We start from the raw sequence: 23673 nt of genomic DNA on the forward strand, positions 1-23673 counted from the left end.
CAATTGATCCGGTCGGGTATAATCTAACCAGTTAACGACTATATAACGACAACTTAAAGGCGGTTAAATAATAATAAGGGGGAGAGAAAATTGAGTGTGTATAAAGAAAAAAAGTCAAAAAGTCTTAATGTATACGTCTTAATATTTTGTTTAATTGTTTTATCAGCTGTTTTAACGCATTTTATTCCAGCGGGACAGTTTGAAAGAGTAGAGGTTGATGGCCGAAGTGTTGTTCAACCTGACACTTTTCAATTTATAGATGCAAATCCGCTCGGGTTTTTGGACATATTCAGCAGTATTCATGGTGGAATGGTACAAGGAGCAAACACAATTTTCTTCGTATTAATTGTCGGTGGCTCGTTTGGGATTTTATCTGCGACGGGAGCATTAGATGCGTTTATAGCGATGATATCACGCAAAATGGGAAATCGAGAAAAATTAATTATTCCTGTATTGATGCTGTTCTTTGCGGCGGGCGGCTCGTTAATGGGCATGTCAGATGAGACCATTGTATATGTGGGTGTTCTTGTTCCGTTAGCGATTGCGCTAGGATTTGATGCTATTACTGGTTTTGCGATTGTTATTATCGGAGCGTCCGTTGGTTTTACATCTGCTGTTATGAATCCATTTACGGTTGGAATCGCTCAAGGTATAGCAGGACTACCAACATTCTCAGGATTAGGTTTTCGTCTTATTTTATTTGTCGTCTTATATGTAGCAGCAGTTATTTATGTGTATCGTTATGCAGGAAAAGTGAAAAAAGATCCATCCTTAGGCTTTTACGGAAAATATCAGCATGTAAATAAAGAAGAATTATTAAGTGCTTATGGAAAGATGGAAACCCGCCATAAATGGGTGATGATTACGTTTTTATTTAACTTTATTATTCTCATTTATGGAGTTGTTAAATTTGGTTGGTATATCCCTGAAATTGCTGGTTTGTTCTTATTGTTCGGGATAATAATGGGTTTAATTGGAAAGTTATCACCTTCAAAGATTGCTGATCGCTTTATTAAAGGAGCAGGAGATTTAATTGGTGGCGCATTAATTATTGGTTTGGCACAGGCTATTTTAGTTATTTTTAATACAACGGGAATTATGGACACGATCCTGTATTATTCAGCGAATGCGCTTGATGCATTTCCTGCTGTATTATCAGCCGTTGGGATGTTCTTCTTTCAATTAGCGTTAAACTTCCTTGTTCCATCCGGAAGTGGACAAGCGGCTTTAACGATGCCAATATTGGCTCCTTTGTCGGATATGATTGGTGTTACAAGACAAACAGCCGTTCTTGCTTATCAATTCGGAGATGGAATTTCAAATATTATTTTCCCAACAAGTGGCTATTTCATGGCTGCCCTTGCAGTGGCCGGTATTCCATGGGGAAAATGGGTCAGGTGGTTTTTGCCATTCTTCCTGATCCAAATTGCGATTGCGGTCATTGCTCTTATTATTGCCCAGCTAATTCAATACGGACCGTTTTAATAAAGAGGAGGTTTTTTCATGCAAGCGACTATTGTCGATAAGCATTTAATTAAGCAAGCGATTGAAGATCGACGCTATCTTCATCAATACCCTGAATTATCAGGAGAAGAATATGAAACAAGTGCATTCATTCGTAGGAGATTAGAAGCCTTAAATATTGAACTATTAAATTACCAGCCACCTAGTGTGGTTGGTTTCATAAAAGGGATAAAAGGCGATAAAACGATTGCTTTGAGAGCAGATATTGACGCTTTAGCGATCACAGAAGAAGGGGATCAACCTTATATTTCAAAGCGCCCTGGTGTAGCTCATATGTGCGGGCACGATGGGCATACATCCGTGTTACTGGCAGTGGCAGAATGGTTATCGAACCATAGAGAAGAAATTGAGCCGAATGTTGTGCTTGTTTTTCAATCGGCTGAGGAGATTACACCTAGTGGAGCAGATGCCCTCGTTAAACAAGGTGTTTTAGAAAATATTGATGCTATCTTTGGTCTTCATTTATGGCAAGGGCTTGAAAAAGGAAAAATCGGGCTTACTCATGGACCGATGATGGCGTCGATTGATGATTTTGAAATTACAATCGAAGGATCTGGCGGTCACGGATCGATGCCACATGAGACGGTCGATCCGATTTATGTGGCCACTCACGTGATTCAATCTTTACAAAGTATTGTGAGTCGTAAATTAAATCCAATTGATGCAGGTGTGATTACCGTTGGGAAAATTGAAGCGGGATCGACTTATAACATTATTCCAAACACCGCCAAATTAATTGGAACGATCCGGGCGTTAACACCACGAGCAGTGGAGACGATTCAACAGCAAACGGTTCAACTGACAGAAGGGATTTGTCAGGCGTTTGGTGGAAAGGCGACGGTTGATTTTATCATTGGAACGCCACCGCTTGTGAACGACCCGAAAGAATCTCGTTTTGCTGAATCTGTCATTCGTAAGTCATTCGGTGAGGAAGTATTTGAGTTAATTGAACCGGTGATGGGAGGGGAAGATTTCTCCTATTATTTGCAGCAAAAGCCAGGGGCGTTTATTTTCGTCGGGATGGGTGGAGAAAAAAGCGCTTATCCGCATCATCATCCTAGATTCGATATCGATGAAGAAGTGATCCCAGATGCCATTAAGTTATTTATTGATCTCGTCAAAAATTATAATTAGTAAAGGAGTCCGTTTATCACATGAAAATTAAAAAAGTGGATGTGTTTGCTGCTCGTCTGCCATTAAAAGAGCCCTTTATTATTTCTTATCTTCGGTTAGACGATATGCCAACCATTCTTACACGGGTAGAAACAGAAAGCGGTCTAGTTGGCTGGGGAGAGGCAGTACCGGATCCAATCGTGACAGGAGAAACGTGGGAAAGTACGTATCAAATCATTCGAAATGAATTAGCTCCATTATTGATCGATGAAAGTCCATTCTCTATTGATCGCATCCATAAAAAGTTTAACGAAACAGTTTCTGAAGTGCCATCAGCCAAGGCGGCTTTAGATATCGCCTTATATGATTTAATGGGAAAAATCACTGGACAACCTGTTTATCAATTAATTGGTGGTAAAGCCCATGAAGAATTGCAAGTTCCTAAAGTGATTAGTATCAAAGAGCCAGAGGTAATGGCAGAAGATGCGAGCAACTATGTAGCCGCAGGTTGCCGCAATATTAAAATTAAAGTAGGAACGAATGCTGCGGACGATATTAAACGGATTCAAGCCGTTAGAGAAGCTATTGGTAAGGACGTTCAACTGCGAGTCGATGCGAACCAAGGATGGAGTCGAATTGAAGCGTTAAAAGTTATTCATGAAACGGCTGACTGTAACGTCGATTGGTATGAACAACCTGTCAAAGCGCATGATTTAAAATCGATGAAAGAAATTAGATCTGTTTCTCATGCCAGCATTATGATAGATGAAGGAGTACACAACATTCATGATCTAGTAGATGTGATCGAGATGAGAGCGGCGGATATGTTAAATATTAAGCTGATGAAATCTGGCGGCATTTATCCTGCCTTAGCCTTGGCTAACTTAGCAGAGGCCGCTGATATGCCATGTCAAATCGGCTCGATGGTAGAGTCAGCAATTGGGACAATGGCCGGTGCTCATCTCGCTATCGCTAAGTCTATTATTAAAACAAATGAAATGGTCGGCCCACAAATGTTTTTAAAAGATGTGGCAAGTGTAACTTTTGACGGTGATATCCTTCAATTCAGTAATCAACCGGGCCTTGGCATTGAAGTCGATGAGGATTTCGTAAAAGAGATTACATGTTTTTCTTGTGAGATTCAATAAGCTTTTAAATAAAAGAAGATCTATTTTTAAGACTCTTTGAGCTTTTCAATCAAAGAGTCTTTTTGCTATTCGTCAAAAATAAACAAATGAATGGTAGTTATTGTTGCTTGAATGGGAATAAAATCAAATGGACTTGATAATCTATGTGTATTCCTTCATATTTAGTAAGGAAAGTTATGTATAGTTAGATGGAAAGATTTGAATGGAGAACAGCTTCATACATGAATCCATGCTAAAATAGTTTCAGCTGTTTTATATGGTTGTCTCAAGAAAGAGGTTGGTAGGGAAATGAATGGGCATTTGAAAACTGGAGTCGCGTCTTTGCAATGGTTCTTTTTTATTTTTGTGAATACGATTGTTGTTCCGGTTTCGATTGGAACGGCGTTTGATTTATCATCGGCGGAAATTGCGATGACATTAAAGAGTTCGCTGATTGTGACTGGTGTGGCCTGTGTGCTCCAAGGACTATGGGGACATCGTTATCCATTAATGGAAGGGCATTCAGGGCTGATGTGGGGGTTGTTTTTAAATATTAGTGCTTCGGCTTCCGCTCTTGGTATGGATCTGCAAACGATTGGTGGAGCGATGGCGACTGGAGTGATGGTTTCGGGGCTGGTCATGGTTGTGATGGGAGGGCTAGGATTAGTCCCTTGGCTCCAGAAAATCTTCACCCCTATGGTCATGAGTGTGTATTTATTTTTGTTAGCGATTCAGTTAGTGATCATTTTCTTTAGTGGGATGTTAAAGTTCACTCCTAGTGGTGGTTTGGATATTCCGGTTAGTTTATTTTCTATGGCGATTGCTTTACTAGTCGCGGTGTTAAAAATCAAAGGAAAGGGAGCGGTTAGCAACTTCTCCATTTTAATTGGAATTGTGACAGGCTGGATATTATACCGTTTGCTATTTCCTGCTGACGAGTTGGCTACTGGTGGTACGGCGTCCTTTTCATTGTTTCCTTTAGGGAAGCCTAATTTAGAATGGGGCATCATTGCGACGACATTTATCGCGTGTATGCTGAATATGAGCAATACGATTGCTGCTGTTCAGGCGGCGAGCTCGTTTTATAAAGAACAGCCGACCAATAAACAATTTAATCGTTCTTTTTCTTTAACGGGTATTTATACGGTTTTGACGGCTCCTTTAGGGCTTGTTCCGTACGCTCCATTTGCCTCTTCACTTGGCTTTCTTGAAAGCACGCGGATTTTTGATCGACGTCCGTTTATCATTGGCGGTTTACTTTTCAGCGTGCTTGGATTAATTCCAGCGGCTAGTAATTTTTTTGCTACGTTACCGATTACGGTAGGGAATGCTGTTTTGTTTATTGCTTATTTACAGTTATTTGGAACGGCTTTACAGTCTTTGCAAGGGACGCAATTTAATTCGAATACCATTTTTCGAATTGCCGTTCCTATATTAGTAGGGATTAGTTTAATGACGCTTGATCCGGTCGTTTTCAGCACTCTTCCGATATTTTTGCAGCCGTTAATTTCAAACGGACTAATGGTAGGTGTGTTGTTATCAATTGGATTAGAGTTATTTGTGCGTTGGGACAAAGTATAAACTAGGGCTGACCTTTATGTGTCAGCCCTTTTATCCCGCATTAACGGGCTGTAAGACCCCCATCTCAATATGGCAGAAGAAGCACAGGTATGGTAGGTGGGGATGGGGATCAACAGCCCGTAAATGCCCGATCCGTTCAACTAACAATCAGTAGGGGATGAAGAAAACCCCCACTGATTGAAGTTTCACTTTATACGTAAATATCTTGAAGTGCGGATTCAATGTCAGGAAATCGAAAAGTAAACTGGTGAGAAAGTAACTTTTCAGGGAGAACTTTTTGACCATCTAGCACTAGTGTGCTCATTTCACCGAGGACGATTTTTAAGACGATACTTGGAACGAATAGCCAATGTGGGCGATGAAGTGTTTTTGCGAGTGCTTTTCCTAGCTGATCCATTGTTTCTGGCGAGGGAGCCGTCACATTGACAGGTCCGCGAATGTCTTTGTTTTCTATTGTAAATAAAATCGCTCTGGCTACGTCTGTCATATGAATCCATGACATCCATTGCTTACCCGAACCAATTTTTCCTCCAGCGAATAGCTGATAAGGCAAGGCCATTCGCGGAAGGGCCCCATCTTCTTTTCCAAGGATGACACCGAAGCGGGTGAGGACGGTACGAATTCCTAAAGCTTCCGCTTGTTGAGCGACCTCTTCCCAAAGTTTCACTGTATGAGCAAGAAAGCTACTACCAACCGCTGTTGATGACTCGGTAAAAGCTTCTGTGTTAGAAATAGGGTAATAGCCAATAGCACTTGCATTAACAAACACTTCCGGCTTATTGGGAAGCTGCTCTATAATCCGGATTATTTCTTTCGTTGAAGAAATCCGGCTATCTAAAATTCGCTGCTTTCTTTCCTCTGTCCAGCGCCCGCTATTTAATGATTCACCCGCTAAGTTAATGAACACTTCCACGTCTTGAAGGTCCTGTTCTGGTATAGCATCAGCGGTCATCCATTTGACATATTTTTTATGCTCTGTGTTTGTTTTACCGTTTGTATGACGTGTTAAGATATAGACGTCATATCCGTTTTTTAACAATTCAACCGTTACCGCTCTGCCGACAAACCCGGTTCCTCCAGCAATGGCTACCTTCATATTGTTTCCTCCATTTTCTTTTTTTACCGTGTTAGCTACATTATAAAACATTTTGAGTGTGTTAAAGTGTAGGAAGAGGTGATTATATGGCAATTATTACGAAAATATCCCAACAAGAGAAACGAAAAGATCGTTACAATATTTTTTTAAATGAAGAGTATGCCTTTAGTGTCGATGAAGCGGTATTGATTCGCTTTCATTTGAAAAAGGGTATGGACATAAGTAAGGAAGACATCGATGCGATTGCTCATCAAGATGGGGTTCAAAAAGGGTTAAATACAGCGATTCATTTTCTATCGATTCGGATGAGATCGGAGAAGGAGGTTCGCGATTATTTACAGAAAAAAGAAATCGAGCCTGAAGCAATTGAAGAAACTATTCGTTCGCTTGATCGGCTCAGTTACTTAGATGATGCTCAGTTTGCTAAAGCGTATATGAATACACAAATCAATACAACAGATAAAGGTCCGATTGTGATCCGTCGCGAGCTAAAGGAGAAGGGCATTAAAGACAAATGGATTGAAGAGGTGCTTTCATCGTTTGATTTTAGTAACCAACTTGAAAAAGCGACAGCTCTTGCTGATAAGTATCGAAAAAAATATAAAAAAGAATCATTTGTTGTCCAGAAGCAAAAAATAGAACAAGCTTTAATAAGAAAAGGTTATGGCTGGGATGTCATTCAAGAGGCGGTTGTTGCAGAGCAGGCGGGTGATAATGAAGAGCAGCAGGAGGCATTAATGTACCAAGTAGAAAAAGCTCACCGCAAGTATAGTAAATACACAGGCGGTGAGTATAGACAAAAGATGAAGCAGTCACTTTATAGAAAAGGTTTTTCAATCAGTGACATTGAAAAGGCGCTGGAGCAGTTAGAACAAGATTAATTAGATTCAATGATGATTTCATTTTTTTCTTCTGCTTCAACGACAATTTTTTTTGCGACTTCGGCTGCTATTTTCAAACGAGACGAGTCCACAATATGAGTGGAGTGCTCCCAAAACGGTGTATTCATGCCACCCATATAAGCGGCAACGAATTGAAGATTGCTGTCCGCAAATTCTTGTTGCATGCTTTCGGTAAATCCACGCAAGGCAAATTTACTGGCACTGTAAATCGCTTCGTTTTTCTTCCCGCGTAGCCCAGCTGTCGAAATAATATTGATTACTCGTCCGCTTTCGCTCATTAACGGCAAAAAGGCTTTCGTCATCATAATCGGGGCATATACATTTGTTTCAAAAGTGGTTTCAAGATCGTCTATGTCAATTTGCTCAAACGGTCCAAAAATTCCGATGCCTGCATTATTGATGAGGATTTCGACTTTTTCTTCATTCATTTGAAAACGTCGCGCCAAACGTTCAATTTCTGCAGGGTTTCGCAAATCAAGTTGATAAACAGAAGCTAGTCCCTCTGTAGCTTCTATTTCTTTTTTGACTGCTGCTAATTTCTCTGCATAGCGGCCAATAATATGAACATGATACCCTTTTTGACTATAAATTAATGCTAATTCCTTCCCAAGGCCGGAGCCGCCGCCAGTAATTACACAGTTTTTCAATGGTTTCATCCTTTCAGACTTTCTTATATCCTGTTCTTTTAATATACTTAAGGAAAAAAGGGGTTGCAACTAGTTGGAAACAGAAAAACGTTACAGTGAGATGACAGAATTCGAGTTAAAGCAAGAAATTTCACGTTTAAAAGAAAAAGCGAGAAAAGCGGAGCAACTGGGTATCGTCAATGAATTTGCTGTTCTTGAGAGAAAAGCGGTCATGGCGGAAGCTTATTTGCTGAATCCTGATGATTTTGAACCAGGAAAAATTTATGAAATTATTGGAGCACCCGGAAGCTATTTTAAAATTGATTATATGAATGGCGTTTTCGCCTGGGGGTACCGCTTGGGTGGAAACGGCCAAGAAGAAGGTTTGCCAATCTCAATGCTCAAGGAAACGAAAAGGTTAGAAAATTGAGGTGAAAGCAATGGAAGAGATATTTGAAAGATTGACGACTATATTATTAAGTAAAAATGATAGTCTGTCCCATGCCCGAGCGAGAACTTGGGTCGAGTTGCTGTGGGAAGACTTTGAAGTTACCTATGCCAAGGCAGGACATGACTATCAAGGAAAAGAAATGACCGAGAAAGTTGTCCGTCAATGGATAGAAAACTACGGCAGCCGCCTCCACGAATTTGCCGGCCGCTACGAAAAATACAAACATCTACTCAATGAAGAACATGATGTGAAACATTAAAAAACCTGCTGCGGCAGGTTTTTTTGCTTTTTGAAAGGTGGAACGTAAAAGTGCGCACTCCGCAAAAAACGAGTGAGGTTCAGTAAATCGGCTTTGTAATTCAGTAAAAAAGTGATCGGATTCATCAAAATCTGGTTGTGACTAAGTAAAAAAGTGTGCACTCAGCAAAAAACGAGTGAGGTTCAGTAAATCGGCTTTGTAATTCAGTAAAAAAGCGAGCGGATTCATCAAAAGAGGAGTGCGACTCAGTAAAAAAGTGTGCACTCAGCAAAAAATGAGTGTGGCTCAGTAAATCGACTTTGTAATTCAGTAAAAAAGTGATCGGATTCATCAAAAGAGGAGTGCGACTCAGTAAAAAGTACACACTCCGCAAAAAGCGAGTGCGATTCAGTAAATCTGCTTCGCAACTCATTAAAAAAGCCCACGCAAATTTAAAGTGTACCCTTTGTAAAGGACATTTTAAAAAAGCCTAGGCAGTTTTTAGAAGATGATCTCTGTATTGAACAGGGGTCATCTTTTTTAGATTCCATTGATACCTATAGTTATTGTAATAAATCATATATTGCTTAATTTCACGTTTTAATTCCTCTAGTGTTATACATGGTTTAATATAGGCCTCGTCCTTAAAATGCCCAAAGAAGGATTCTTGCGGAGCATTATCCCAACAGTTACCTCGCCTGGACATGGATTGACGTAATCCAAGTTTCTTCACTAACTTTTGAAAATCAGGGTGTGTATAGTGGGTACCTTGATCAGAGTGTATCAAGGCATCTTCTGTCTTTCTAAAGTTTCGATTCTTCTTTAACTTCAGAAGGGTACCTGTAGCTAAATCCATGGTTAATCGGTCTGACACGTGATAGGCCAAGAGTTCATTGGTTGAGCTATCTTTAATTGTCGACAAATAGGCTTTCTGACCCTTTCCGTAATATAAATATGTGATATCGGTTAGGAGTACCTTTCCAGGGACACCTTGCTTAAATTGCCGGTTCAATAGATTTGGTACAACTCGGTGTTCTTGTGTGGCTTTCATCATTCGTCTATAAGGATTTGCCTTTCTGATAGGGCATATAATCCCATACTTCTTCATGATTCGCCGTATGCGCTTTAAATTGTAGACAACACCAAATTGACCCGCCAAAGTCATTTTGATTTGACGTGCCCCTTTTTTCCGTCTTTTAAAATGGAAGGCCTTTAAGACAATCCCCTTTACTACCTCATCTTTTTCATCTTTTAGCTTCCTTTGTTCTTGCGACGCTTTTGAGAAATAATTATAATAACCACTTCTTGAGACGCCAGCTGCTTTACATAGGTAGCTCACTATATTTTTTAATTGATATTTTTCGATAACTGATCGAATAAGGATATACTTTCGGCTAGGAGGAAGTGCTATTTCTTCATCCCCCTTTCTGCAAATCGAATCTTTTTTAAAAGTTCATTTTCCGCCTTTAACAAGTTAATTTGTGCTTCTAAGCGAGCATTTTTCTCCTCTAGGGATAATTCTCTTTCTCTAGGACGCCCTGAGTTACCAGTTCTAGTATCACGTAAACCACTTATCCCTCCCTCATTGTAAGCATCATTCCACCTTCTACTAGCTGACTTAATCCGGTGTTTCCCCAAAACATCTATGTCAAAACCATGTTGTTCAAATATATCTCTGGCAAACTTGCCTTTCTTTTTTTCTGCGATAAAAATATGTTTAAATTCATCTGTATAGGTAATTCCTTTTAAACTTACAGATTTAACGTAAGGATTAATTGATAGCAACTTGATCTCTTTTTCTGTAAAAACCTTTTTACTCATAATTTCTCCGTCTCCATGTCAATTTCTCTGGTTGTGTTTTTTATTATACAAAAAAGTACCCTATAGGTAGACTTTTTTAGTGTCTACTCTATAGGGTACACTTTAATTTTGCGCGGGCTTTTCTTAATGCGATCCAGGGACGAACTCCAGTTTTTTTCTTAGTTTTTCTTCGCTGAAGATCCAGCCGGTGTAGGAACCGACGATTTGATAGTCGAGGTCAAGCTGTACGACGGCGACGAATGGATAGTAGCCATTGTTTCGATAACGAAGGTCGATAAATTTAACCTCGTAGCAATCGTCATATTCAGCGACTTCCCAGCGATAGACTGGAGAAAAATGGAGAAATGCATCCAAGTTTCGATCTTGTTTCGCCGCTTGAAAAAGTGGGCTATCCGGTATTGGAACTCGCTTGTACTTATCAAGAATCGTGACGGAGCGCCGGTAACCTCTTGCTACATAAAAGTGCGTCGGTGTTTTAACAGCAATTCTCCAAAGGTTAAAGCGAATCGTTGGTGCGATAATCACTTCTTCTGCATCGGGAATAAGTCGATGTACGGCATTTCTAATGGCGCCTTGCATTTGGAAGCGCAATATATAGTATCCGATTAGAATCAGATAGATCACGATAAATGTGTAGCCTGGATTGAATCCAACACCCCACAGACTAAGACCAACGACGTGAATAGAAAAGATAAAAGGATCAAACGTGTTAATAACGCCTAGAGCGATCCACTTAGATGAAAACGGTCTTAGCGCTTGTGTGCCATAAGCGTTAAAAATATCAACAAAGACGTGCAGGGAAACAGCTATTTGTGTCCATAACCATAAATGCAATACATTGCTTTCTGGCATGAAAAAATAGAGAACAGCTGTAATCAGTATAGACCATAGAATCATCGCTGGAATAGAGTGAGTAGCTCCCCGGTGATTTCGAATGTAGACAGCATTATTTCTAAGCTTTAATATTGTATCTATATCAGGGACTTGAGAGCCGATGACGACGGCTGTTAATACGGCGTATTTTGTAGCCGGGTCAGCAGCCACGGCAGGATCAAGGGTAGACAAGCCTCCTAAAGCAAATCCCATGACAATATGAGTTCCAGTATCCAAATAGGGTCCCTCCTTATAGTAGGATGCAAATGAGGAACGGGGAAAATCAAGTAACCCTTCCTTATCTTTATTTTAACATTTTCGGAGGTTAATTGTGAATTTTCCATCACTGAAATCATTACAAGATGTAAATATTGAACAATTTCAACACGACTTAATCTCGTGGTATCAAGAGGAAAAAAGAGATTTACCGTGGAGAAAAGATCAGGACCCTTACAAAGTATGGGTTTCCGAAATTATGCTACAACAAACGCGAGTCGATACGGTAATTCCTTACTTTAACAATTTCGTCGACAAGTTTCCGACCATTGAGGCGCTTGCAGATGCAGAAGAAGAAGCTGTGTTAAAGGCATGGGAAGGTCTTGGCTATTATTCGCGTGTGCGTAATTTGCAAACAGCGGTGCGTGAGGTAAAGGACCAATACGGTGGGAAAGTGCCGGACACGAAAGAAGAAATTTCTTCACTAAAAGGAGTAGGGCCATACACAAGTGGAGCTATTTTAAGCATTGCTTACGGTGTGCCGGAACCGGCTGTAGATGGAAATGTCATGCGGGTCATATCACGTATTTTATCAATTTGGGAGGATATTGCTAAAGCTTCCTCTAGAAAAATCTTTGAAGAAGCAGTGCGGCAGCTGATTTCAAAAGAAGATCCCTCCTCATTTAATCAAGCATTAATGGAGCTTGGTGCGTTAATTTGTACGCCAACCTCACCTTCTTGTCTTCTTTGCCCTGTACGCGATCATTGTCATGCTTTCCATGAAGGGGTACAACAAGAGCTTCCTGTTAAAACAAAAAAGAAAAACATGAGGCATGTGCATCTTGGAGCGGCTGTGATTGCAACAGACGAAGGGGATGTTCTTATTCAAAAGCGGCCTGAGAGCGGTTTGCTTGCGAATTTATGGGAATTCCCAAATGTCGAGTTAAGTGGAGCTGGAAATCCGAAAATGGAACTAGAGCTATTTTTCCGTAAAGAATATGGTCTTGATGTTGAGTTGCAAGCAGAATCCATTGCTAAAATCCAGCATGTTTTTTCTCATTTAACATGGGATATTGATGTGTATTATGGAAAAATCAAAAAATCACCGGTGACAAAAGAAAAGAGCCAATGGGTCAAGAAGGGAGAAGTAGAGCATTTTGCTTTCTCTGTCTCCCATCAAAAAATTTGGCAAAGAGCACAGGAGGAGGCTAAATCTTAAAGTTAGCTTCCCCCTAAATCAAAAGGAATCTCTGTTCTAGGGGTATTCAATTTGCCACGATGCATGATTTCTTCAACGATATCTTTATGAATGGTTTGTCCTTCCACGTTTAAATAAGGAACGATCGGCTGAAAAGACTGGTGAAAATGGATGAGTTCATTTTCTTTCCAGTCTTTCACAGACATCATAGAAAGCTCAGTTAAATCACGACCAACATACATAAACAGACCTCCTTTTCTAATTAAGGTTCTCATGTTGGTTGTCGACTATGCAAAGAGAAAGTAAAATACAAAAGAGCAGAATGAAAGGAGATTAAGGATGGAACAAAAAGTAGCACTTGTAACAGGGAGTAGCCGTGGTGTTGGTAAGGCGATTGCCCTTGAGTTAGCGAAGCAAGGATATAATTTAGTCATTAACTATGCACGCAGCAAAACAGCTGCACTTGAAACAGCAGAAGAGATCAAAGCATTGGGGCGAGAAGTGCTCGTCGTCAAAGCTAATGTAGGGGATATTGAAAAAATTAGAGCGATGTTTGCAGAAGTAAAGGAAACATTTGGCCGACTAGATGCATTTATTAATAATGCAGCTTCTGGTGTCCAACGTCCAATTATGGAGCTTGAAGAAAAGCATTGGGATTGGACAATGGATATTAATAGTAAAGCGCTATTATTTTGCGCACAAGAAGCGGCTAAGTTAATGGATGAAAGTGGCGGAGGAAGCATCGTGAGCATCAGTTCGCTTGGAGCGATTCGTTATTTGAAAAATTATACAGCTGTTGGTGTTTCAAAAGCGGCAGTTGAAGCATTAACAAGATATTTATCTGTTGAGCTTGCTGAGAAAAATATCGTCGTTAATGCAGTATCTGGCGGAGCGATCGATACAGATGCTCTAAAGCATTTTCCGAACCGCGAAGAGATTTTAGAAGACGCTAGAATCAACACGCCGGCTGGACGAATTGTTCATATTGAAGATATTGTTCATACCGTCATGTTTTTAATTTCAGAGGGCGCCTATATGATTCGTGGACAAACAATCGTTGTAGATGGCGGTCGTTCATTACTTGTATAAAATTTTTTAATTTTTTAGGGATATTTCTTTTCCTTCCGGGACAAATTAATTTTTGTGGAGGTGAAAAGGAATGAAAAATCAACCGAATTTCAGAGGGAAAGCAGCTGCAGGTACAGATGCTAACCAAGTGAGACAACAAAACGCTGCTTCTGCTGCAGGACAAAATGCAGCATTCGGCACAGAATTTGGTGCTGAAACAGATGTTAACCAGGTGAAACAACAAAACGCTCAAGCGGAAGCTCGTAAAAATCAAGCTCCTCAAAACAAGTAAGGAATCCACCTTACACGCCGACAAACTAAAGAAAAAGGTTGTCTCCGAATTAACGGACGACAACCTTTTTCTTTGATTTAATCGTCTCTTTAGTTTTCATTTGAAGCCTAAATCGTTATAATAGTGTAATACAGAGTGTTTGATTTAAATAAATTAAGGAAAAAGTAAAGTCAAAGTGCTTTAAATGAAAGTAGGGGAAAATCATGGCGATTCCCAGAGAAGGTGAATCCATCCAAATACATAGTTACAAGCATGACGGAAATATTCATCGTGTTTGGGAAGAAACCATTGTCTTAAAAGCGAACAACAACCTTGTAATTGGTGGGAATGACCACACGATTGTAACTGAGTCAGATGGACGAACGTGGGTAACAAGAGAACCAGCTATATGTTATTTTCATGCTCGGCAATGGTTTAATATCATTGGGATGCTGAGAACGGATGGCATCTATTATTATTGCAATATTAGCTCTCCTTTTGTGTATGATCATGAAGCGCTTAAATATATTGATTATGATCTTGATATTAAAGTGTTTCCGGATCGATCTTATATTTTACTCGATGAGGATGAATATGCGCAGCACAGCAAGCAAATGAATTATCCAGACGTCATTGATAAAATATTAAAGCGCAACATTGACCATCTTATTTACTTAATTCATCAACAAAAAGGGCCATTTTCAAAGGAATTTATCGATAAGTGGTACGAAAAATACTTAACTTACCGAGGTTGATATCCCTCAATAAAGGGGGACGGCGCCTGTTGAATCTTCAACAGGTTTTTTCTTTTTTTATCGGCTGCATGAAGGTGTAATGTGGACGTGTGCTTTATTTGAATGTAATGAAAACAAGGCGACGTTGATCATGTTTTTAAGAGTAATTCTAACTCCTATGCCGTTAACCAGCGCCTTACGCTTTTCTTAAAAGGGGGAATGAATATGAGTGTGATTAGACGATATATGCAATTTGTGAAGCCGTATCGTTGGCAAATTATCGGTACGCTAGTAATTGGGATTATCAAGTTCGCTTTGCCGCTGATGATTCCAATTTTAATTAAGTATGTCATTGATGATGTGATTGGCAGTGATGTGATGACTGCAGGAGAGAAGCAAGAACAACTATTTCTCATTATCGGCTCAATGTTAGTTGTCTTTACTTTTCTTCGGCCACCTATTGAGTATTATCGCCAATATTTTGCGCAATGGACAAGTAATAAAATATTGTATGACATTCGTGATCGGCTATTTTCACATATTCAACAGTTAAGCTTTAAGTATTATTCAAATACTCGGTCTGGAGAGATTATCTCACGGGTGATTAATGATGTGGAGCAGACAAAGAATTTTGTCATTACTGGGCTGATGAATGTATGGCTTGATGCGGCAACGATTGTGATTGCGATTGGGATTATGTTGACGATGGATGTTAAGTTAACAGTTGTTTCGCTATTGGTGTTTCCTTTTTACGCTGTTTCTGTTCGGTATTTTTTCGGCAACTTGCGCAAGCTGACAAGAGCGCGTTCTCAAGCGCTTGCTGGGGTGCAAAGTTATTTACATGAACGGGTACAAGGGATGTCAGTGATCAAAAGCTTTGCGATTGAAGATTATGAACAAACACAATTTCAAAAGCAAAATAGTCATTTCTTAGAGAAGGCTTTAGATCAGACAAGATGGAATGCGAAGGCGTTTGCTGTTGTCAATACGATTACAGATATTGCTCCGCTTCTTGTGATTGGTTATGCAGGGTATCAAGTCATTCAAGGGAATTTAACAGTGGGAACCATGGCTGCGTTTATTGCCTATATTGACAAGCTGTATAATCCGCTTCGACGATTAGTGAACTCCTCAACCACGATGACGCAATCGATTGCTTCGATGGATCGCGTATTTGAACTTCTAGATGAAACGTATGATATTAAGGATAAAGACGATGCGATTACATGCAAAGATGTAAAGGGGCATATTGTATTTGATGGTGTTGATTTTGCTTATGATGAAGAAGAGAAGGAGGTTCTTCATCAAATCCAACTTGATGTGAAAGCGGGGGAAACAGTAGCCTTTGTCGGAATGAGCGGTGGAGGAAAGTCTTCATTAGTGAGCTTGATTCCACGATTTTATGATGTAACTGCGGGTCGAATTTTACTTGATGGTACGGATATTCGCAATTTTAAAGTACGTAGCTTGCGAGATAATATCGGGATTGTGCTGCAAGATAATATTTTATTCAGTGAATCCGTTCGAACGAATATTTTGCTAGCCAAGCCTGATGCGACAGAGGAAGAGATCATCGCAGCAGCAAAAGCGGCCAATGCCCATGATTTTATTATGAATTTACCTGAAGGATATGATACAAGAGTAGGGGAAAGAGGTGTAAAGCTGTCAGGAGGGCAGAAGCAGCGGATTGCCATTGCTCGCGTATTCTTAAAAAATCCTCCAATTATTATATTAGACGAAGCGACATCCGCCCTTGACCTGGAAAGCGAACACTTAATTCAGGAAGCGATGGAGAAGCTGTCTAAGGATCGAACCACCTTTATCGTGGCACATCGCCTTTCAACGATTACTCATGCCGACCGAATTATCCTTATCGAAAACGGCCAAATCATTGAAAGCGGCACACACGAACAACTCATGAACAAACAAGGACGATATTACAAATTGTACCAGGTGCCTGTCACTCCCCGGGAATCGTCGGAAAGTGTCGAAGTTTCGAGTTCAAATACATGATAAAAGCCAGCCGGACATTCCGGCTGGCTTTTATGCTTCTTCTTCAAGTTCAGGTGGGTCTTCATCGTCATGGTGAAATTTATTATAGCTTGAAATTAAGTGATCGAGATGTTCTAAGTTTTCTCCGTATTCAAGGATAGAAGATAGCACGTGAAGCATATGAATGGATGTATTTATTTCTTCCGTTGGAGCTGCCTTCAATTCATTGGCAAACAGGATCAAAAACTCTTCTCGATTAATACATAGCTCGAATATATCCTCTGTATCGGTTGTCGGCTTTACCTTCCCGATATAACGCAATAATAAATGCTCATGGTAGCTCATTAAACAATCGAGGTGATCTTGCATCATTTTTTGCACAGCAGGCTTCAAATGATAAATTTCATTTTCAAACTGATTCATTCGTCGCAAAATATCAAAGCTTCTCCGAGCAGAAGAAATCATCTTGCGATAGAGCACCATTTTCCGCTTTTTTGCGGTGATGTTTTTTTTCAATGTACCACGGTCTTCTTTGTATAATAAATATAGATGATCAATTTTAATAAGCCGCTCACGAATCTTGCTAATATCTTTCTTCAGTAAATGATATTCTGCACCGTTTCGCATGCTTAAACGAATCCACTTTAATGTATCTTCAGTTACTTGATTAATTTGCATAAATAATTTCGTTTCATATTTAGGAGGTAAAAAGATTAAATTAACGATAAAAGCAGAAAGTACTCCAATCATAATTGTTAAGAAACGAACAGAGGCAAACTGAATAAAATCCTCATTTTGGACTTCCATGATAGCAATCACCGTTACTAAGGCCAATCCGATGGTATTTTCTAAACCCATCTTCAAAATTACGATAATCGCCACAATCGCTGCGAGCCCAACGACTAAAGAGTGAGTACCTAATAGTAGAACAAAGGAAATGGCGATAACAGCCCCAATGATGTTTGCTTGCAATTGTTCAACAACTGTTAAGTATGAACGATAGATGGTGGGCTGGATGGCAAATACGGCTGCAATCCCTGCAAACACTGGAGAAGGAAGGCCTAACAAACCTGAAACAAACAAAGCAAGCACAATGGCAATACCTGTTTTGAAAATTCGCGCACCTAGCTTCATATATTCAGTAATTCCTTTCGTTAATGAAGTATGGTTTCCTTAATAAACGGCTAGAAGAACCGTTAAATAGGAAGCCAATAATGTACTATACAATGGACCGAACCTAATAGCAAGAAATAAACAAAGATTTCTATTTTTTCTTATTTTAAAATAGAGGATTTAAGCAAAATGAAGGGGTAGACTAGGAGAAATGTGGATCATGAAACAAGCAGCAAAACGCTGTCTGCTGCTTGTTTGAATGATTAAAGTTGAGAAAAAGCGTAATCTACTGCTTTTAACGTCGTTTGAATATCTTCTTCCGTATGCTCGGTTGTTAAGAACCAAGCTTCGTATTTAGATGGTGCTAAGTGAATGCCTTGGTTCAGCATTAATTTGAAGAAACGACCGAACATTTCACCATCGGTTGCTTCCGCTTGCTCGTAATTGACGACGGTTTCCTTCGTGAAGTAGATCGTCAATGCGCCTTTTAAGCGGTTGAGTGTAATTGGTGTATTATATTTTTTCGCAGAAGCTAAAATTCCTTCTTCAAGAATTGCTCCTAATCGGTCCAGTTCTTCATAGACACCTTCTTTTTGTAAGACTTCGAGGCAAGCAATTCCCGCTAGCATGGAAGCTGGATTTCCAGCCATCGTTCCTGCTTGGTACGCTGGACCGAGTGGAGCGACTTTTTCCATAATTTCGATGCGGCCGCCATAAGCACCAATTGGCATACCGCCGCCGATAATTTTGCCAATAGCCGTTAAGTCTGGATAAATGTCTAATAGATCTTGAGCACCGCCATAAGTGAAGCGGAAACCTGTAATAACTTCATCAAAAATAAGAAGGGAACCCGCTTCGTGAGTTAATTCTTTCACTTGTTGTAAAAAGCCTTCTTTCGGTTCAACAATCCCAAAATTACCCACAATTGGCTCGATTAAAACAGCAGCAATTTGGTCGCCCCATTTATCTAGTGCTTCTTTTAATGGCTCAATTTCATTGAAAGGTACGGTGATCACTTCTTGAGCGATGCTTTTTGGTACGCCTGCTGAATCTGGTGTTCCTAATGTCGAAGGACCAGATCCTGCTGCCACTAATACTAAATCAGAATGGCCGTGGTAACAGCCAGCAAATTTAATAATTTTATCTCGCCCTGTATAGGCGCGTGCCACACGAATCGTTGTCATTACCGCTTCTGTTCCACTGTTAACGAAGCGAACCTTTTCCATTGCTGGCATTGCTTCTTTTAACATTTTAGCAAATGTGACTTCATATGGAGTGGGTGTTCCGAATAACACCCCGTTTTCTGCCGCTTGTTTAATTGCTTCTGTAATATGAGGGTGAGCATGTCCCGTGATGATTGGTCCGTAAGCCGCTAAATAATCGATATATTTATTGCCGTCCACATCCCAAAAATAGGCGCCTTGTCCTTTTTCCATAGCAACAGGTGAGCCGCCGCCCACTGCTTTATAAGAACGAGAAGGACTGTTAACTCCGCCTACAATATGTTCTAATGCTTCTGTATGTAATTGTTCCGACTTGGAAAAATTCATTGTACTACCTCCTTATTTTTTCACTCCCTTTCCATTTTAGACCCGCCATCCTGTTTAAGCAATTCATAAAAAATATCGATGCTGCGTATAGTGGAAGGAAAGAAGGCGAAAAGGAGAGGTGAGGATGACTGCTATGATTTTCAGTGCGGTCGTATTATGTGTAGGGGTGAGTGTAAGGGGGTTTTTTGTACAAGGACAACCTCAACATCGCTATCTTTCCCTCTACTATTTTGTTTACTTTGGTCTCCTATATTTAACGGTCATGATTGGTTTTGCTCTTATTTATGTCATTTTGAATATAAATGGCTATACCGTATGGACAGAAGTCACCCTTAATCAATTGCCATTTTGGGAGCGTTTTTTTACTTCCTTATACTTTAGTGGGATTACTTTATTTTCTGTCGGATATGGAGATATCGTTCCTGAAGGAGTAGGACGTTGGGTAGCTCTGGTAGAAGCGTGGACAGGCTATACGATTCCAACGGCCTTTGTTGTTCGAACGATGCTAGAAAAAGAAACATAACTTGTTTATTCCGCATTAACGGGCTGTAAGGCCCCCACTGATTGAAGTTTCACTTTATATTTGCTATCTGATTTCTGATCCGTTACGCTAAAGTTGAATTCATTTTTAGCTAAGGGGGAAGAAATATATGACAGTTATGATAGGTGACATGGCACCAGATTTTACATTGCTAGCAAATAGTGGAGAAAACGTTCGATTATCCGATTATAAAGGGAAAAATATCGTCTTATATTTTTATCCAAAAGATATGACACCTGGCTGTACGACACAAGCATGTGATTTTCGCGATCAGCATGCGAACTTCAGTGATTTAAATACAGTTATTTTAGGAATTAGTATAGATCCGGTAGAACGTCATCAGAAGTTTATTGAAAAATATGATTTACCTTTCTTGTTATTAGCGGATGATGAGCACAAAGTGTGTGAGCTGTATGATGTATGGAAACTGAAGAAGAACTTTGGAAAAGAGTATATGGGGATTGAACGTTCGACATTTGTGATTGATACGGAAGGCAAGCTTGTGAAGGAGTGGAGAAAAGTAAAGGTAAAAGGCCATGTAGAAGAAGCGCTTCAATTCATTCAAAATGAGATGAGCCAATGAAAACGGTCTTTACTTTTCGACCTCCACGAAGCTTGCAAGCACGATTAATAGAAAGATATCCGTCGATTGAATTTATGTTTTATAAAACGGTGGAAGAAGCAGAGGAGTTATCGGATGCGGAAATCATTGTTACCTTTGGCGAGAATTTAACTCCTCAGCGTATTGAAGCATGCAAGCAATTAAAATGGGTCATGGTCGCTTCCGCGGGACTAGAAAAAATGCCACTTGCATCATTAAGCGAAAAAGATATATTAGTCACCAATGCAAGAGGTGTACATAAAATTCCGATGGCGGAGTTTACTCTCGGCTATTTGCTGAATCATGTCAAACGGTTCCTAGAACTTCAGAAGCTTCAAGGTGAATCGACTTGGAATAAGCGTTTGCCAATCGGTGAATTAGCTGACCAAACACTTCTTGTCTTAGGCACTGGAGCCATCGGAAGTGAGATTGCGCGCTTAGCGGCTGCTTTTCGAATGAAGACGATTGGAATAAATCGCAGCGGGCGAATAGCCGACTCTTTTTCTAATGTTTATCAAATAGATCAGCTGTTATCGGTTTTGCCTGAAGCAGATTTTGTCGTTTCGATCTTACCTAGTACGAACGAGACGAAACATCTATTGAAAAAAGAACATTTTCAAGCGATGAAAAAAACGGCGGCATTTATTAATATCGGACGGGGAGATGTGTTGGAGGAACAAGTGTTAATGGATGCGTTAAATGAAGAGGAAATTGCTCATGCATATCTGGATGTGTTCGTACAAGAGCCTTTACTAGAGGAACACGCCTTCTGGAACCATGAAAAAATTACGGTCACTCCTCACATTTCAAGTATCACACCGCAATATTTGCCTCGGGTTTTTGAAATTTTTGAGTACAATTTAGATCAATATTTGCAAGGGCAAGGTATTTATAAGAATAGAGTAGATATCAATCGAGGATATTAAGTGATGAAGAAAAACCTGAAAAGATCATCTTTTCAGGTTTTTCTTCAAATAGGAGGGCATTGCATAGCGGTTCAGATAAGTTGTCCATATTGACAAATGATGTAGGAAACTAGTACACTAATTATAAATATTATAATATAATAATACCTTTTAGAAAGAAATGAGGTGCATGACTGTGTCCCATGAACATGATCATTTAAAAGAAGCATTGGATACGTTAAAAGAAACTGGGGTTCGAATTACGCCTCAACGTCATGCGATACTTGAATATTTAACTCAATCTATGACTCACCCGACCGCAGATGATATTTATAAAGCACTCGAAGGAAGATTCCCTAACATGAGCGTCGCTACTGTTTATAATAACTTACGAGTGTTTCGTGAAGTTGGCTTAGTGAAGGAATTGACTTATGGTGATGCATCGAGCCGTTTTGATTTTGTAACGACAGATCATTATCACGTCATCTGTGAAGAATGTGGAAAGATTGTTGATTTTCACTATCCGGGTTTAGATGAAGTAGAACAACTAGCATCGCATGTCACAGGATTTAAAGTTAGTCATCATAGAATGGAAGTTTACGGAACTTGTCCGGACTGTACGCTAAAAACAGAAATTCATTAAAAAAGATTATGTCAATGAAAATGCCAAGAACCTTCTTGGCATTTTCATGTTTATATGTGTTTTACAAAGCAGTTTCTTCTCATGGCGCACATAATGATCGCTAAATTTTCTTCTTTTTCTTCCGTAATTCTCTCTTGCGGAGAGAGGCCCAAAAACTAGCGATACGCAGTGTTTGGCTTCACTTGATTACACGTAAAGCGAACGGAACGAAATCCTTCGACAGATCGAATCAATAATCACTGCACTTTCGCTTTTTCTCAATCTCTTTTCTAGAATAAGTTATACACATAAAAATCCCCTCGTGTCATTTCATCACTGATCTGACCCAATAAAGTTAGACAAATAATTTTAGGCAGCTTCTAAGACTTGAGTTCGGTATTCTACTGGGCTCAGGTCTTTTAATTTTGCCTTCATTCGTTTGTGATTGTAATACTCAATATAATCTTCCAACTCTTTTTCAAAATGCTCCATACTCTCAAACTCTTGTAAGTATAGTAGCTCAGACTTTAATAAGCCGAAGAAATTTTCAATTACGGCATTATCTAGGCAGTTGCCCTTACGGGACATACTTTGTATAATTTGGTGATCTTGTAATGTTTTCTGATACTTTTTCATTTGATAATGCCAGCCCTGATCGGAATGAAGAATGAGCTTATCTTCTGGTTTCAAACGTTTAATCGCCTCATCTAACATATCACCCACGAGTTGATAAACGGGTCTACTCATAACTTTGTACGCAATAATTTCGCCATTACACAAATCGAGAACAGGAGATAGATAACGCTTTTCTCCAAATAGATGGAATTCAGTCACATCTGTTACCCATTTTTGATTCATTTTGTTTGCGTGAAAATCACGTTGTAATACGTTCGGCGCGATTTTACCTACGTTTCCTTTATAAGAACGGTACTTCTTCATACGTACCATGCATTTTAAGCTAAGTTCATTCATTAAACGATTGATGGTCTTCGGATCATGTGTAAAACCATATTTCTTCAGCTCTTTTGTGATGCGACGATACCCGTATCGACCTTTGTGTTCATGATAAATCTTCTTAATTGCCTCTTTTACATCGGCGTATTTATCCACTCGGTTTAATCTTTTTTCCCAATAATAATAAGTGCTGCGTGGAATACCTGCGACTTCAACTAAATCCACAACGTCATACTGACACTTTAATTCGAAAATTACTTGCGCTTTGATTTTGTTTGTAATTTTTCCTGCATTTGAACTAAAGTATTCAACTTTTTTAAGTAAGCATTCTCCATTTCTAAACGCTCAATCTTCGCTTGTAACGCTTCTACTGATCCTTCAGCTGGTGGCAATTTATTTGTTTCTTTCTTCATAGATGGACGCCCCTTTTTCTTTGGTTTTAGCGCGTCCAATCCTTCTGTCTTAAGCAACTGATCCCATTTATGAATAGTACTGGGGGAAGAAATATTAAATGTGCTTGCAGTTTCTCGAAGAGACGCGCCCGTTTCGTTCATAA

The 23673-nt window shown here is 39.7% G+C and carries 24 protein-coding genes (1 of these 24 only partly in view); 16 read left to right on the top strand and 8 right to left on the bottom strand.

Features of this window, described 5'->3' with window-relative positions; genetic code table 11:
* Positions 1-96 precede the first annotated feature (96 nt).
* The 4 genes from WDJ61_RS04125 (at position 97) to WDJ61_RS04140 (ending at position 5345) form a co-directional block, all read left to right on the top strand.
* On the top strand, positions 97-1485 hold the full coding sequence (locus WDJ61_RS04125) for a YfcC family protein (RefSeq protein WP_338754705.1): 1389 nt from the start codon (positions 97-99) through the stop codon (positions 1483-1485).
* An 18-nt stretch (positions 1486-1503) separates the two neighbouring features.
* Positions 1504-2658: an amidohydrolase gene (locus WDJ61_RS04130; protein ID WP_338753365.1), complete on the top strand. Its 1155-nt coding sequence runs from the start codon at positions 1504-1506 to the stop codon at positions 2656-2658.
* Positions 2659-2678: 20 nt separating this feature from the next.
* Entirely contained in the window at positions 2679-3785 is a 1107-nt protein-coding gene (locus WDJ61_RS04135) for a dipeptide epimerase (protein ID WP_338753366.1), read from the top strand.
* Between the two features lie 288 nt (positions 3786-4073).
* Positions 4074-5345, top strand: a complete 1272-nt coding sequence (locus tag WDJ61_RS04140) for a uracil/xanthine transporter (protein ID WP_338753367.1) — start codon at positions 4074-4076, stop codon at positions 5343-5345.
* Positions 5346-5535: 190 nt separating this feature from the next.
* Here WDJ61_RS04140 and WDJ61_RS04145 read toward each other — a convergent pair whose 3' ends face one another.
* On the bottom strand, positions 5536-6441 hold the full coding sequence (locus WDJ61_RS04145) for a TIGR01777 family oxidoreductase (RefSeq protein WP_338753368.1): 906 nt from the start codon (positions 6439-6441) through the stop codon (positions 5536-5538).
* An 86-nt stretch (positions 6442-6527) separates the two neighbouring features.
* On the opposite strand from WDJ61_RS04145, the gene recX reads away from it, so the two are divergent.
* Positions 6528-7322: a recombination regulator RecX gene (recX, locus tag WDJ61_RS04150; protein ID WP_338753370.1), complete on the top strand. Its 795-nt coding sequence runs from the start codon at positions 6528-6530 to the stop codon at positions 7320-7322.
* Here recX and WDJ61_RS04155 read toward each other — a convergent pair.
* Positions 7319-7990: an SDR family oxidoreductase gene (locus WDJ61_RS04155; RefSeq protein WP_338753372.1), complete on the bottom strand. Its 672-nt coding sequence runs from the start codon at positions 7988-7990 to the stop codon at positions 7319-7321. The genes recX and WDJ61_RS04155 overlap by 4 nt on opposite strands.
* A gap of 73 nt (positions 7991-8063) precedes the next feature.
* Between WDJ61_RS04155 and WDJ61_RS04160 the strand changes: the two genes are divergently transcribed.
* A complete protein-coding gene (locus tag WDJ61_RS04160; protein WP_338753373.1) occupies positions 8064-8399 on the top strand; it encodes a YfhH family protein in 336 nt (111 codons plus the stop codon).
* A 10-nt stretch (positions 8400-8409) separates the two neighbouring features.
* Positions 8410-8679 (top strand): YfhJ family protein, encoded by a 270-nt coding sequence (locus WDJ61_RS04165; RefSeq protein ID WP_338753374.1) that lies wholly within the window; start codon positions 8410-8412, stop codon positions 8677-8679.
* Between the two features lie 469 nt (positions 8680-9148).
* On the opposite strand, the gene WDJ61_RS04170 is transcribed toward WDJ61_RS04165, so the two are convergent.
* A protein-coding gene (locus WDJ61_RS04170; RefSeq protein ID WP_413789052.1) for an IS3 family transposase occupies positions 9149-10479 on the bottom strand; the annotation gives its coding sequence in 2 pieces (ribosomal slippage) (positions 9149-10068 and positions 10068-10479; 1332 coding nt in all).
* A 123-nt stretch (positions 10480-10602) separates the two neighbouring features.
* Entirely contained in the window at positions 10603-11589 is a 987-nt protein-coding gene (locus WDJ61_RS04175; RefSeq protein ID WP_338753375.1) for a metal-dependent hydrolase, read from the bottom strand.
* A 94-nt stretch (positions 11590-11683) separates the two neighbouring features.
* Between WDJ61_RS04175 and mutY the strand changes: the two genes are divergently transcribed.
* Positions 11684-12787 (top strand): A/G-specific adenine glycosylase, encoded by a 1104-nt coding sequence (mutY, locus tag WDJ61_RS04180; RefSeq protein ID WP_338753376.1) that lies wholly within the window; start codon positions 11684-11686, stop codon positions 12785-12787.
* Between the two features lie 2 nt (positions 12788-12789).
* Here mutY and WDJ61_RS04185 read toward each other — a convergent pair whose 3' ends face one another.
* Complete coding sequence (locus tag WDJ61_RS04185; protein ID WP_338753377.1) at positions 12790-13008, bottom strand: hypothetical protein; 219 nt, start codon at positions 13006-13008, stop codon at positions 12790-12792.
* Positions 13009-13105: 97 nt separating this feature from the next.
* Between WDJ61_RS04185 and fabL the strand changes: the two genes are divergently transcribed.
* From fabL to WDJ61_RS04205, 4 genes are all read left to right on the top strand, one after another.
* Positions 13106-13855, top strand: coding sequence for an enoyl-[acyl-carrier-protein] reductase FabL (fabL, locus tag WDJ61_RS04190; RefSeq protein ID WP_338753378.1), 750 nt, complete (start codon positions 13106-13108; stop codon positions 13853-13855).
* A gap of 70 nt (positions 13856-13925) precedes the next feature.
* Positions 13926-14126, top strand: a complete 201-nt coding sequence (locus WDJ61_RS04195) for a gamma-type small acid-soluble spore protein (RefSeq protein WP_338753379.1) — start codon at positions 13926-13928, stop codon at positions 14124-14126.
* 203 nt (positions 14127-14329) lie between these two features.
* On the top strand, positions 14330-14860 hold the full coding sequence (locus tag WDJ61_RS04200) for a DUF402 domain-containing protein (RefSeq protein ID WP_338753380.1): 531 nt from the start codon (positions 14330-14332) through the stop codon (positions 14858-14860).
* A 204-nt stretch (positions 14861-15064) separates the two neighbouring features.
* Complete coding sequence (locus WDJ61_RS04205; protein ID WP_338753383.1) at positions 15065-16852, top strand: ABC transporter ATP-binding protein; 1788 nt, start codon at positions 15065-15067, stop codon at positions 16850-16852.
* Positions 16853-16882: 30 nt separating this feature from the next.
* Here WDJ61_RS04205 and WDJ61_RS04210 read toward each other — a convergent pair whose 3' ends face one another.
* Both WDJ61_RS04210 and WDJ61_RS04215 read right to left on the bottom strand, forming a co-directional pair.
* Positions 16883-17965 (bottom strand): FUSC family protein, encoded by a 1083-nt coding sequence (locus tag WDJ61_RS04210; protein ID WP_338753385.1) that lies wholly within the window; start codon positions 17963-17965, stop codon positions 16883-16885.
* A gap of 242 nt (positions 17966-18207) precedes the next feature.
* Positions 18208-19494 carry a glutamate-1-semialdehyde 2,1-aminomutase gene (locus WDJ61_RS04215; RefSeq protein ID WP_338753387.1) on the bottom strand — a complete coding sequence of 429 codons (1287 nt, stop codon included), beginning with the start codon at positions 19492-19494 and terminating at the stop codon, positions 18208-18210.
* Positions 19495-19618: 124 nt separating this feature from the next.
* On the opposite strand from WDJ61_RS04215, the gene WDJ61_RS04220 reads away from it, so the two are divergent.
* From WDJ61_RS04220 to perR, 4 genes are all read left to right on the top strand, one after another.
* Positions 19619-20017 (top strand): ion channel, encoded by a 399-nt coding sequence (locus WDJ61_RS04220; RefSeq protein WP_338753389.1) that lies wholly within the window; start codon positions 19619-19621, stop codon positions 20015-20017.
* 127 nt (positions 20018-20144) lie between these two features.
* The gene (gene bcp / locus WDJ61_RS04225) at positions 20145-20618 is read left to right on the top strand and encodes a thioredoxin-dependent thiol peroxidase (RefSeq protein ID WP_338753391.1); all 474 of its coding nucleotides are present in this window, start codon (positions 20145-20147) and stop codon (positions 20616-20618) included.
* Positions 20615-21562, top strand: a complete 948-nt coding sequence (locus WDJ61_RS04230) for a D-2-hydroxyacid dehydrogenase (RefSeq protein WP_338753392.1) — start codon at positions 20615-20617, stop codon at positions 21560-21562. The genes bcp and WDJ61_RS04230 overlap by 4 nt, the downstream gene beginning before the upstream one ends.
* Before the next feature lie 169 nt (positions 21563-21731).
* Positions 21732-22184, top strand: a complete 453-nt coding sequence (gene perR, locus WDJ61_RS04235; protein WP_338753394.1) for a peroxide-responsive transcriptional repressor PerR — start codon at positions 21732-21734, stop codon at positions 22182-22184.
* 348 nt (positions 22185-22532) lie between these two features.
* Here perR and WDJ61_RS04240 read toward each other — a convergent pair.
* Positions 22533-23673 (bottom strand): IS3 family transposase gene (locus tag WDJ61_RS04240; RefSeq protein ID WP_338752444.1). Its coding sequence is split into 2 segments (ribosomal slippage): positions 22533-23437 and positions 23437-23673, totalling 1350 coding nucleotides (it continues 208 nt past the right edge of the window); the frame shifts between segments, so codons are not numbered across the junction.

The sequence above is a fragment of the Bacillus sp. FJAT-52991 genome (genome assembly GCF_037201805.1).
GTDB lineage: Bacteria > Bacillota > Bacilli > Bacillales > Domibacillaceae > Bacillus_CE > Bacillus_CE kandeliae.